12 protein-coding genes and 1 riboswitch are annotated in these 12767 nt (G+C 45.0%); of the genes, 3 read left to right on the plus strand and 9 right to left on the minus strand.

Annotated features, from left to right (window positions below; all coding sequences use genetic code 11):
• Positions 1–15: 15 nt before the first annotated feature.
• Positions 16–792, minus strand: a complete 777-nt coding sequence (locus NYR53_RS21705) for a sugar phosphate isomerase/epimerase family protein (protein ID WP_261301247.1) — start codon at positions 790–792, stop codon at positions 16–18.
• Between the two features lie 174 nt (positions 793–966).
• Here NYR53_RS21705 and NYR53_RS21710 point away from each other — a divergent pair, with 174 nt between their 5' ends.
• Entirely contained in the window at positions 967–1728 is a 762-nt protein-coding gene (locus NYR53_RS21710; RefSeq protein ID WP_367618676.1) for a helix-turn-helix domain-containing protein, read from the plus strand.
• Between the two features lie 201 nt (positions 1729–1929).
• Positions 1930–2157 (plus strand): hypothetical protein, encoded by a 228-nt coding sequence (locus tag NYR53_RS21715; RefSeq protein WP_029198041.1) that lies wholly within the window; start codon positions 1930–1932, stop codon positions 2155–2157.
• Between the two features lie 32 nt (positions 2158–2189).
• On the opposite strand, the gene NYR53_RS21720 is transcribed toward NYR53_RS21715, so the two are convergent.
• The 8 genes from NYR53_RS21720 to NYR53_RS21755 all read right to left on the minus strand — a co-directional run bounded on the left by NYR53_RS21720 (position 2190) and on the right by NYR53_RS21755 (position 10640).
• Complete coding sequence (locus NYR53_RS21720) at positions 2190–2705, minus strand: DinB family protein (protein WP_261301249.1); 516 nt, start codon at positions 2703–2705, stop codon at positions 2190–2192.
• A 509-nt stretch (positions 2706–3214) separates the two neighbouring features.
• A complete protein-coding gene (locus tag NYR53_RS21725) occupies positions 3215–5410 on the minus strand; it encodes an alpha-galactosidase (RefSeq protein WP_261301250.1) in 2196 nt (731 codons plus the stop codon).
• Between the two features lie 150 nt (positions 5411–5560).
• Positions 5561–5866: a ferredoxin family protein gene (locus NYR53_RS21730; RefSeq protein WP_029198044.1), complete on the minus strand. Its 306-nt coding sequence runs from the start codon at positions 5864–5866 to the stop codon at positions 5561–5563.
• A complete protein-coding gene (locus tag NYR53_RS21735; RefSeq protein WP_261301251.1) occupies positions 5845–7155 on the minus strand; it encodes an FAD-dependent oxidoreductase in 1311 nt (436 codons plus the stop codon). Before NYR53_RS21735 ends, NYR53_RS21730 begins: the two co-directional genes overlap by 22 nt.
• Entirely contained in the window at positions 7152–8294 is a 1143-nt protein-coding gene (locus NYR53_RS21740) for an electron transfer flavoprotein subunit alpha/FixB family protein (protein ID WP_261301252.1), read from the minus strand. Before NYR53_RS21740 ends, NYR53_RS21735 begins: the two co-directional genes overlap by 4 nt.
• Positions 8295–8355: 61 nt before the next feature.
• Entirely contained in the window at positions 8356–9192 is an 837-nt protein-coding gene (locus tag NYR53_RS21745) for an electron transfer flavoprotein subunit beta/FixA family protein (RefSeq protein WP_261301253.1), read from the minus strand.
• A 333-nt stretch (positions 9193–9525) separates the two neighbouring features.
• Complete coding sequence (locus tag NYR53_RS21750) at positions 9526–9966, minus strand: GNAT family N-acetyltransferase (protein WP_367618557.1); 441 nt, start codon at positions 9964–9966, stop codon at positions 9526–9528.
• A 23-nt stretch (positions 9967–9989) separates the two neighbouring features.
• A complete protein-coding gene (locus NYR53_RS21755; protein WP_261301254.1) occupies positions 9990–10640 on the minus strand; it encodes an HAD family hydrolase in 651 nt (216 codons plus the stop codon).
• Between the two features lie 196 nt (positions 10641–10836).
• A riboswitch (cyclic di-GMP riboswitch) is annotated at positions 10837–10929 on the plus strand.
• 62 nt (positions 10930–10991) lie between these two features.
• Here NYR53_RS21755 and NYR53_RS21760 point away from each other — a divergent pair.
• Complete coding sequence (locus NYR53_RS21760) at positions 10992–12767, plus strand: putative bifunctional diguanylate cyclase/phosphodiesterase (protein WP_261301255.1); 1776 nt, start codon at positions 10992–10994, stop codon at positions 12765–12767.

Raw genomic sequence — 12767 nt, forward strand, 5'->3', positions numbered from 1 at the left:
TGCTCCTTTTAAATGTTAGTTATGAACATTCGTGTAATGCTCTTTTACCCAGTTCAAGCTGTTCTCAACACTTGTAAGTGGCGGCTTCTGGCAGTGATCCTGCTCAACAACAAGCCATTCCACGCCTGCTTGCTCAGCCGCTTTAATCACTTTTTCCAATGGTACATCGCCTAAACCCAGTTCTAGTGTTACTAATTTGCCTTCGGCATCTTTCGTGAAATCTTTGAAATGAATCAGCGGTAAACGGCCTGCATATTTTGCTATGTAGGCAAGTGGATCTTGACCAGCGTATTGAACCCAACAAACGTCCATCTCTACGTTAATTGCATCTTCACCTGTTTTGGCAAACATGGCATCAAAAACGAACTCGTCATCCACTTTATAATGAAATTCGAAGTCATGATTGTGATAAAGGAACTGCAAACCTTGCTTATTCGTTTCTATGGCAATCGCTTGGCATTCAGCAATCAGTGCTTTCCATTGATCTGCTGACTCGCGTTCTTCAGCACCAACATAAGGGCAAATAGCGTATTTCGCACCGATTGTTTTTAGGTAATCCAGTTCACCTTGCAGATCTTTACGGAATCTCTCTAAACTCACGTGACTGCCGAATGCTTTCAAACCTAGCTCATCCAACAGCTCTTTGAGTTCTGCTGCTGGCTTACCATAATACCCTGCAAATTCTACGCCTTCATATCCTAACTTCGCTACATGACGAAGTGTGCCTTCCATGTCTTTCTCCATATCATCTCTTAATGTATACAATTGCAGACCAATTCCTAAACGTCCCATTTGTTCTCCTCTTTTCTTATCATCCATATTTTGATAAATCGAACATAATAGAATTAGTATACTGGATCATAGCCTTATATGACCATTCACGATATAATCAAAACATCTCCTATTTGGCTACGAAAGGTGAATACAATGAAAACTGAGGTCTTAACCTGCGGCTATTCTTTTCATATGGAACCGTTTAATGTGAGTACCAAATCTGGTCTAAATTCTTATCTTTTCCGTTTACAAACTGAAGGAAATTCCGAGGTTCTAATTGATGGCCGTATGCAACGGATCGAAGCTGGTCATCTACTCCTTTATAAACCGGGAGACCCTTATGAACTGCGTATCGAGCACGAGTTGGATCAACCTAGCAATAAAATCGCCAGTGGCGACTATTATGTATTCTGTAAAGGCCCTTGGATCGATGCATGGTGGAAACGCAGCCTCAAACAAACTTGTACGCGCATCGACTTAGATGCTCGGTTAATCTCTCTATGGCGACAGCTTATTCTCGAAAAACGAAGAATGGAAGAAGAAAATCAAGAGCTTAGCGGCTATTTGCTGCAAGCACTTTGCCTATATGTAGAGCGTGCCGCAACAGAAACCGTCTCCTTACAAGGACGCCCATTTACCGGAACACGTATGAAGAGGTTCATTGAAGCACAAGCTACTGCTACTTTTAAAGTTGATGATGTTGCCAATCATGTTGGGCTAAGCGTTTCCCGCGCGGTTCATTTGTTCAAAGAATGCTTCGGCAAGACCATGATTCAATACGCCCTTGAAGTACGCTTATCCAGCGCTGTGGAACGCATGCATGATAGTTCAATGTCTCTGGAGCAAATTGCTCTAAGCTGCGGTTTCGGTAGCTATCCCTACTTTCACCGAGCATTTAAACATAGATTTGGGACATCCCCAAAGCTTTTTCGCCAAAATGCTCAGCAAAATTAAAATCATCGAATTCACAAATATTTCAAGAAATGCGATCTAAGTATGAAACAATTCTTCTCTCTCATACGTATATTCTTATGAGAAGTAGAAATACATAGAAATATTTGGTTTTGTTTCAAAATTGTAAAACTATTTTAAGGTTAATTTAATAATATTCATATATGCTAATCTTATATCCAATTCCTAGGATGGTGAAAAATGATGAAAATGTTTATTACAATTCACAACAAACCCGTGCCAGTCTACTCAGATGAGAAAAATAAAAAGAAATTCAATTTATTGAAATCCGCACTTGAAGCGAAAGTGACTAAAGGAAGAGCGACGATTAAGAAATGTTTGGACTCTATCATTAGTATTGAGATCGTAGGTTGTGAAGCGATTCTCCATTCCTTTAATGAGCGCGACTCCCTTGCCTTATCCTTATACTAAAAAAACGAGAAGTCCCCAGGACTTCTCGTTTTTTAGTGATTGTATTTTTGTTGGATGATGCCAAGATGATGCTGAGCATGACCGGCTATTACATAGGCAAGTGCGCGTGCAGAGATTTCATTGTTATTAGCGATCCCTTTACGTAACCAGGCTGCTTCTGAAATTGTTTTCACCAGTGAAAATGTGGCTTGACGTACCGCTTTAAAATCGTTTAACAAATCCTCTATCGACAATTCGTCGAAAGATGCATTTGTGATGTATAAATCCTGATCAAATCCTGGTAAATTCGTTGTATCTCCACGAGCAATACGCAGCATCCGATAACTCATAATCCGCTCCGTATCCGTCATATGCCCCAAAACTTCCTTCAAGCTCCACTTTCCCGGTTCATATCGATAAAGCCCTTGCTCGTCATTAATCGGTGAAAACAAAGCGATGACAGCGTCTAATTGGCTGTGCAAAAAAGACAGATAGTCGCCTTCAGGAACTTGACTAATATAGCCAGTAAAAAATGGTGAGTATTCTTCACTACCAGGTCGCTGCAGCATATCGAATGATTCTCCCTTCGTGATAAAAAAATTGAAAGTATGTATATTCTAATCATATCGTAAACCCCAACAAATATGAAGCCAGCTTAACTCTCAAAATTATAAAGCTCGTTTGGAGTTAACGCTCTACTTTTCATAGATTCTGTGGTATTTACAAATACCAGACTTAAACCACTTATTGTTTTCAGTGGTGTTTCACGCTCTTCAACTTTTTCAACTATGCTATTCTGTGATATCTACAAATCTGATTAAAAAGCCTTGTGTCCAGCGGAGAGTTTGGTCAGGGCGTTCACAGGGCACTTCTAGGAAATAAAAATGGCCAGCTCTGGATTACTTCACTTCTAACTGAGTCAAGGGGATAGTGGTCAGAAGCACCACAGAGTTTCAGCTATCTGAGCTAAAGGGATAGTGCTCATAGTTACCTCTACTCAAACCAAATTTGTATCTTTCCAAATTCCATGAAACAAAAGAACACTGACCTCAGTGAAGAAGTCAGTGTTTTTGACTGTCTATAATGGCTTATGCTCGAGCAGCCAGATTTTACTTTGGAAGTCTCCATGGAGACCAGAGACTGGCAGTCCGGCGTAAAGAAGATGATCGCCGGGGTACTCACCTTGCAAGCCTGCGATTTGGTAATCGAAGGATGGGTTGAGACCTTTGAGCCGCAGCGTTTTGAGAGGCGCATTCGGCTCGGCGAGTACTCGGAAATAAGCGACCATAGCTTGGGTCTTATCTTCAGAAACGATCATCCAAGCGGTTTCATTACCTTCGAATGGACTGAGTAAGCGGTACATGTCGCCGAATTGGATAAGCGGCCGAATATGCTTATAATCAGCAATTTGCTTTTTGACGATTTCTTTTTCCTCGTCAGTAAACCGCGTTAGGTCAAGTTCATAACCAAAATTGCCAGACATCGCAACATCGCCGCGCATTTCCAGAGATGTCTCACGGTGAACTTGGTGATTAGGTACGGCGGATACGTGCGCTCCCATGGAACTAACAGGATAAACGATGCTCGTCCCATACTGAATTTTCAAACGGGAGATGGCATCTGTGTTATCGCTTGTCCACGTTTGCGGCATATAATACAACATGCCAGGGTCAAACCGCCCACCGCCACCAGAGCAGCTCTCGAACAAAATATGCGGGAACTCGGTCGTCAATGTTTCTAGAACGCTGTAGAGCCCAAGTATATAGCGATGGGCGGTTTCTCTTTGTCTTTCCGGAGGCAATGCGGCGGAACCAATTTCGGTCATATTACGGTTCATGTCCCATTTGACGTAAGTGATCGGCGCGCTGCTTAGGATATCACGGATCATTTTCGCGATCGCCTCACATACATCTGCACGTGAAAAATCCAATATTAATTGCTGACGGCCTTCCGTACGTCTACGATTCGGTACATGTAAGCACCAGTCTGGGTGTTTTCGATATAAGTCACTGTCTGGGGATACCATTTCGGGTTCAAACCACAGCCCAAACTCAAGTCCCATCCCATTGACTCTGGAAACGAGATCCTCCAGTCCCCCCGGTAACTTGGCTTTATCCACGACCCAGTCTCCCAAGGAGCTGTTATCGCTGTCTCTTTTGCCGAACCAACCATCGTCAAGAACAAATAGCTCGATGCCAAGCTCCTTGCCGGCGCTGGCGATGCTTTCTATTTTATCCGCATTAAATTGAAAATAGGTTGCTTCCCAGTTATTCACGAGAACAGGTCTTGTCCGATCACGGAATTCACCGCGGCAAAGCCGAGTACGATAAAGCTTGTGATACGTTCTTGACATGTCCCCTAGACCAGCATTTGAATAAACCATTACGGCTTCAGGCGTTTGAAAATGTTGTCCTGGCTCAAGCAACCAGCCAAAATCAAATGGATTAATCCCCATGGATACACGTGCTGAACCATACGGCTCAACCTCTGCATGGGCAGCGAAATTGCCACTATAAACAAGGCTGAAACCATACACATCGCCATGATCTTCATTTGCGTCCTTGGAAAGTAGTGCAACGAAAGGATTGTGCTGATGACTACTCGATCCGCGGCGACTTTCTACGGTCAATTTCCCTGGTGCTAAGGGTCTTCTCTCGATATGTCGTTCTCTAACCCAACTACCTGAAAGTTGAAGAAGATCAAACTCGCTATGCTGATAATCAAGGCTCATACTAAGCGCTCGAAGCAGCTTTAGATCACCAGATCCTTCATTTACGAACCGCACCGATCTTGACATCGCTGCATGCTGCTCAAAAATTGTATAAGTAAGAATGACACGAAGGCCAATGACAGAATCAACGAGCTCAAGCTCCAATGTTTCCGCTTCATTATCCTGCTCTACATATGTCGCAGGGAGCCCTTCGAGCACAGGTTTCCCTTGGTAGATTCGATGTTTGTCATAGACGAGTTCAGAAATTGTAGATCCATCCGGAAGAGCAACTTGATAAGCTGGCTCCCGATAATCACTCGTACCGTATGCCGGGTACTCTTGAGGCAGTGTATCAAAAGAAATGCTGCGATCTTCAGGAACAGGATTGGGTGAAAACGAACATCTCTCCTGAAATTGTAGGATCGAAGCCAATTGACCTGATCGGATAGGGCGTCCCCAGTAAACATGGGCTGGGTAAGCGGATTTGATTAGTTGAATAACATAGCTCATGTGTTTGTTTTGTAAATGGAATAGTTCTTGTGTTGGTTCAAATGTAATTCGCATAATATCCCTCCTACCTTCTATTATCATATCCCTTCGCGAACAAAACTATGGAGGATTAGCACCTACATATGGAGGAATGTAGTTTTTAATTACAATAAAAAAAGGAGCCAAGGCTCGAAATAGCCTTAACTCCGTTTCGTATTTTTCATTTTAGCCAAATTTATATGTCATACCATATCCGCCTTTGGGGTAGACCCAATCAATGTTGTACGATGGACACGCAATTCGGCAGGTCCCGCACTCGATACAATTTTCAAATGCAACGGTTGTAATCTTGAGTTTCTTTTCCCATTCATAGACGTCCGAGGGACAGAAATAATTGCAATCCTTCGTAACACAATTTAAGCAGGTCTGTGTATCCTTGATTACGAGGTGCGACTTATCATCGCATTTATAACGAATGGTAAATAGCTTATCTGAAATGTCGCTTTGGCTCATCCGTTCATCGCCCTCCATCCCTTGTAGCCTAGCTTCATCAAATTTACTGTACCGCCTGCGGCATTTTTGATGAGCTTCATAGCCATTTTTTGCTTATTTGCTTTGGTAATCCCATCTACGAGGAACATGTTGTAAGCTGCTTCATTCAGCGCTCTGGGCAGCTTGTCGAACAATAACTCTGGGTCCTGTTCTTTGAGGAATTGATGCATACCTTTGTATTTCTGTAAGTCTTTATGGACAAATGATTCGCGAATTTTCTGGTCGTAAGCTTTGAGTGAAGCGGCGGAAAAATCGCTTTGCGCTTTGGCCTCGACAATCGCCTCGCCGGCCAGTCGACCAGAGGTCATAGCTAAATTCGTTCCTTCGCGGTGCACAAAGTTGATTAACTGCGCGGCATCCCCGCAGACGCACCAACCATCTCCCGACAACGGCGGGATGGAGTGGAAGCCACCCTCGGGAATCAAGTGCCCGGAGTACTCCTTCGTTTCTCCCCCTTGAATCAATTTCCGAATCATAGGGTGCTGTTTAACAGCATCGAGGACCGCATAAGGCTTCACTTTTTTGTCCCGCAAATGATTAACCATAACCCCTACGCCCAGTGAAATGGTTTCTTTATTCGTATACAGAAAACCCATGCCAGCCATACCCAGCGAGGTCTCTCCCATAAACTCAATCGTAACGCCTTCGTCACCTTCGAGTCCGAATCGGTCTTCGATTTTCTCCCTAGGAAGTGCTATGACTTCTTTCACAGCCAACGAAACTTCGTCCGGCATCCATTCTTTGTGAATACCCATCGCCTTTCCGAGCAAGGAGTTCACGCCATCGGCAATGACGACAACATCGGCGTATAAATCACCGTCATCTCGATCAGTTCGAACACCAACGATCTTGTTACCTTCGCGTATCACATCGAGCGCAACGGTTTCGTAAATAGGAATGGCCCCAGCTGCAACGGCTTTGTCCGCGAACCACTGATCGAACTTAACCCGCAGTCCAGTAAAGCAATTGTAAGGCTCCTTGTAAGCCTCATTGCGGTGTCCGAAGGTAACCATGGATTCTTTGCCCATCATCCAGATGCGCTGCTCCACAATGTAACGCTCCATCGGAAAGTTTTTTTCTTTCCAAAATTCGGGAATCAGCTCTTCGATTTGCTTACGGTACAGGACGCCTCCGAAAATGTTTTTGGCTCCGGGGAACTCCCCCCTCTCCAACAAAACAACGGATAATCCAGCACGTGCCATCGTCAAAGCGGCTGCTGCGCCCGCCGGACCACCGCCAACAACAATCGCGTCAAATTTCTCGTTCATTTGGCTTCACTCCTCCCAAGAGCTGCGCTGACCCCTGTCTTCGAATCGTCCTGTGGCATGGAGGTGTCGGCAGCAGCTAGTTGTTTGCCAAATAACGTTCGGCGCTGTTTGATCTCATTCGTAATGGCCGGAACAATTTTGAACATATCGCCTACAATTCCATAATGAGCGAATTGAAAGATTGGCGCTTTTTCATCTTTGTTAATCGCCACGACGACATCCGCATGGCTCATACCTACGGTATGCTGGACAGCACCGGAAATGCCGATGGCGAAGTATAGCTTCGGCCTGACCGTGGCACCGGTTTGACCAACCTGGTGCTCGTGCCCGATCCAGCCCGCATCGACCGCGGCACGCGATGCGCCAACGACACCGCCGAGCGCATCCGCTAGCTCGGCGAGCAGCCCGAAAGCATCAGGCCCGCCAAGCCCGCGGCCCCCCGCCACGATAATCTCGGCATCCTCGAGATTGAGCTTGCCTGTTTCGCGCAGAAAGTCGAGCACCTGCGCGGCAATCTCTTCCTCGCGCATCGTCGCGGAGATAGCGATGATTTCGCCTTGGCGCGTCGCGTCCTTCGGCAGCGCCTGAAACACCCCGGCCCGCGCCGTCGCCATCTGCGGCCGGTACTGCTTACAGAGGATGGTGGCCATCATCTTCTCGGAAAAAGCCGGCCGGCTGGCCAGCAGCAGCCTGGACGGCGGCGGCTCCACGTCGAGCTGCGTCGTGTCGGCCGTCAGCCCCGTCGGCAGGTGAGTCGCTATCGCGCCTGCCAAGTCGCGGCCCGTCGCTGTCGCGCCGAACAGGACGATCTCGGGCTTCGCTTCCTCGATCAGCTTCAAGCAGACTCGGCTGTATGGCCGAGTCCTGTACGTGCGAAGCTCGGGTGCTTCGCATAAGTACACCTTGTCCGCGCCGTAATGCACGGCTTCATCGGCGAGGTGAGCAACATCCTCGCCGATGACGAGCGCCATGAGCGGCGCGTCAAGCTTCGCGGCCAGCTTTTTGCCTTCGCCTAGCAGCTGCCAGGAAACCTTCTTCGCAGCTCCATCTCGCTGCTCCACAACGATCAATACCCCCCGATAAGCCGACCAATCGGGCATCGACACTTCAGGCTGGTCTAGTGATTGTTCATTTGACATCGTGACTTCCTCCATTCCCGTACCGGTGATTCTGAGTTTAGGTCGTGCACATGCTTTATTGTCACGAAGACCAGTCCAACAAAGTCTGCATCTCCTTCGTCATGAGCTGATCAGCTAGCTGAGCAGCCGCTGCCTCTGGCGAATCAAACGCGATCATATGCGTTTTAACCGCTCTTACCTCCGGCACCCATGTTTTGGCAACGATCGTGGGTGAGCCTTTTAGCCCGATTTTCGCTTTTTCAAGATCCGGGAAATCAGCTGTCGTCCAAACCGTCGGCTTATAACGCGCAGCCCGAATCATGCCAGGCAGCGATGCTCGTCTCACCTTATTCAGTTCCTTCAGCGCCGTGATCAGCACCGGCATGCTTGTCTCAACGACTTCAATGCCATCTTCCAATAGCCGATGAACACGAACTTTCCGCCGCTTTTCATCCACACTGGCAACTTTGTTTACATAAGTAAGCTGTTCCAAATCCAATCGGCATGCGACGCCAGGCCCAACCTGCCCCGTGTCGCCGTCCAGCGTTTGTTTGCCGCAAAAAACGATGTCCACCGGTCCCCACGTTTCGGCAATTTTACGGATGGTTCGGGCAACAACGTACGATGTCGCCAGCGTGTCCGCACCTGCGAAGCCGCGGTCCGTCACTAATACAGCATCGTCAGCGCCAAGGGAGATGCACTCCTTTAACCCTTTCTCCGCAGGTGGCGGCCCCATTGTTACCACTGTAATCCTCGCACCTTGTTCATCTTTAATACGGAGCGCCTCTTCCAGCCCATGCATATCATAGAAGTTCACGATACTTGGGACACCTTGGCGAATTAACGTATTATTTTTCGGGTCAATGCGAATTTCTCTAGAGTCAGGTACCTGCTTGATACAAACGACAATATGCAGCATCTCTGCACCCTCCTATTTCTTAGGAACTTGCTTGCACATTCGACAGCTAACGGATCTGGGCTTGTCAGCATTGTGAATTTCGTCACTTAAAATGACGAATCGAAATCGCTTTCAAAGCACTTGTATAAAGTTAATAATCTACAACAATATATGCGAAAAGCTTCCTAACATGACTCTTACTTTCGTCCAAGGCTCGAATGAAATCTTACCGATCTTGATCGGAACACAAAAAAAAGGATCTGAGCCGCGAGTCGCGACTAAGATCCTTTTTTCCAATTTCAATTTCCAAAAATAACGAATTCTAGTTCCACTAAAGTAGCGGGCCCGACATTATTAATCTTCTTCCGCTTCTTCTACCTCATACGTACATAAGAAACGCTCTACACCGGGATATTTCTCCCCTAAGCTTCGAATAACGAATCCAATATTTCTATAGAACTGGACACTTTCTTCATCGGTTTCAGCCACGATTCGAATGGGACTCATATCTTCAATAATTTCAAGGATAATCCCTCGCCCAAAGCCTACCCCTCTGCTCTCCGGTTCAACGGCAAGATGAGTGATCGTCATCTCCTGATTATTACTAAGTTCAAAGCCGATGATGCCCACCATGATACCTTCGGATTCATACCCAAATAACCACAGATTAGCATCATTTTCATAACGCTCAAGAACAGGCTGCAGCGCCTCTGGATCGGGAAAAACACTGTAACTAAGCAGTTCTTGTATTTCGTTTTCGTTTAGTCGAGATTTCACATTCACTAACATCTTCATTCACTACTTTCATTAATCATTATCTACACATAATCTAACAACTTAAGCAAGCTGTCAATATTCGCTATAGGGGTAATCCCCTTCTCCTCCATCAAGTGCCCGTTAGGCCCATAGCTGATAAAGGGGATCCCAGCATCTATGGATGCTCTGCCATCTATCCACGAATCTCCGATGGATATCCATTCGCTCTCAAGAATTTGTGGAAAATGCTGCTTTGCAGCTAAGTATCCGGAAGGCGATGGTTTCATGTCTTCCATCTGCTCTCTTCCGATAACCAAATCAAAGTATGGACGAATTCCAGTCGTTTCCAGCGCATGAACCGCTGCCTTATAAGAATTGTTTGTCACAATAACCAGGACATAACCCTTCATTAAAACATTCAAAAGCTCAGAAACATCGGACTCCAGTCCTGCGCCCTCCATGCCGATTAGTTCGTGCTCAACGACCATTTTCATCACTTCGGTATAGGACTCTTCAGGCATCCCCTTCGCTTTCACATACGCAATCATGGTTGATGTTGTATGTTCTTGAAACGGAAAGCTAACCGGCAATAGATCATGTTCAATAAGGTAGTCCGCCACTTGCTTTTTCATCATTTGGAAATTAATTCTAGACCTCAGCAGTGTATTATCCATGTCAAAAATAATGCCTCGAACTTGGCTTGATTTCATCATTGAACCTCACCTATCCATCTCTAGAACTACAGAAAATTTGAGAAATTAGTATTATAAATTATTTTTAGTAGAATTCGACATGATTCGCTAATTACCGCTATAGACACGTCATTTTTAACTAATTATAATGAGTCGTATTAACTGGTATATAGGCTTAATACATCATTAACTAGTGCCTTTTGAACTACATATATAGAATCGTCAAAAGCAAACCATTGGAAACAATGCGACGCAAAGCCATGACCTAAGGCATCCCTAATTGGGATGCTATGGACGACAGGTTACCGAGTCAAGGAGTTCATCCTTTCATTCGGGATGGACTTTTTTATTTATACGAAATGAGGTCGATTCATGCATCATATGCTAATAGATAATTTTCCTATTTACCTCATGCTGCTAACGTTCATTATTTCAATAACTGCTATTTACTTATCTTTTACTAACAAAACTGCACTCCAAGCTTCTATTTTAGAGTCTGCTATCGATTGTATCATGATGTTTAATACAAGTGGGAGAATCATTGCATTTAATCCTGCGGCAGAAGCCATCTTTGGTTACGAACGAGAAGAAGCGCTAGGGCTTACGTTAATCGATTTTCTTTTTGAAAAAGATGGCCAGGAGACCACCTTCTTAAATCTGCTATTCACGGCGAAAGACGAAACGATGATCGGTAAGCGAATCGAATTAAAAGCATATCGATCGGACGGCAGTGTATTTCCGGCGGAAATAACGATTACGTACACTCCGTATAAAGGAAAGGATATCTATACAGCTTATCTACGTGATCTGACTGAAAAAAAGAAGTCCGAGGAAATGATACATCAGCTAGCCTACTTTGATTTGCTGACAGGCTTGCCGAATCGCAACCAATTCAACCAGCTTTTCCAAGATGCGTTAAGCAATGCCAAAAAACATAATCAGAGCTTAGCTCTACTCTTCCTTGATGTAAATCGGTTTAAACTCATCAATGACACCTTAGGCCATCACTTAGGAGATCTAGTTTTGCAAAAGTTCTCCCTACTTCTCTCGGAAAACTTAATTTCACAAAGCATTGTCTCTAGACTCAGCGGCGATGAATTTGTGATTCTGTACCCATTCGGAAATAGGATGTCAGCAGCAGTGCAAGCGGAGAAAATCATTCAGCAATTGGAAGCACCTTTCCAAATAGACGGACGCAATGTTTTTGTTTCAACCAGTATTGGTATCTCATTGTATCCGATCGATGGAGAAGATCCGGAGGTTTTACTGAAAAATGCCGATCAAGCGATGTATCTGGCCAAAGAACGTGGAGGAAACCATTATCAGTTTTATGAACAGGAAATGAGTGTCATTTTTTCGAGGAGAAGTACATGTGAACAATCCCTCCGAACGGCCATCGAACATAATGAGCTCTATCTGATGTACCAGCCCAAATTCCATCTTCCTACCGGAAAAATAATCGGGGTAGAAGCTTTACTACGGTGGGAAAGCCATGAGTTAGGAAGCGTCTCGCCGAAGGAATTTGTTCCAATTGCTGAGGAATCCGGACAAATTATTGCCATAGGGAAATGGGTTTTACAAACAGCCTGCTTACAAATGAAAAAATGGCAAGCTGCGGGGATGGAGCCTGTTCCTATTGCAGTCAATGTCTCTACTGTCCAGTTTCATCAAGAAGATTTGGTGACAATGATTCTCGATATTCTGCATCAAAATGAGCTAGAAACACAGTACTTAGAAATTGAAATTACCGAAAGCGTATCAATGCATAATAGCCTCAGCATCATGGAAAAGCTTTATGCTTTAAAGCGCGAGGGGGTTAAAATCACTGTCAATGATTTTGGAGTTGGTTATTCTTCATTAAGTTATTTACATAAATCTCCTGTCGATACGTTGAAAATTGATAAATCGATTGTACAAGACATTTCCACCGCCACATCCTCATCTTCTATCATTGAAGCTATTATGGCCATGTCACATCGTTTAAACTTGAGTGTCCTTGCGGTAGGTGTAGAAACTAATGAACAGCTCTCTTTTCTAGAGAAATGTGGCTGTCAAAATATCCAAGGATATTTATTCTCAGTTCCACTTACTGCCCAGCTATTTGAAACGAGTTTTGTTATCCATGATGCAAATGCTGGTGCTTTATGA

The organism is Paenibacillus andongensis (assembly GCF_025369935.1).
In the GTDB taxonomy this organism is placed as follows: domain Bacteria; phylum Bacillota; class Bacilli; order Paenibacillales; family NBRC-103111; genus Paenibacillus_E; species Paenibacillus_E andongensis.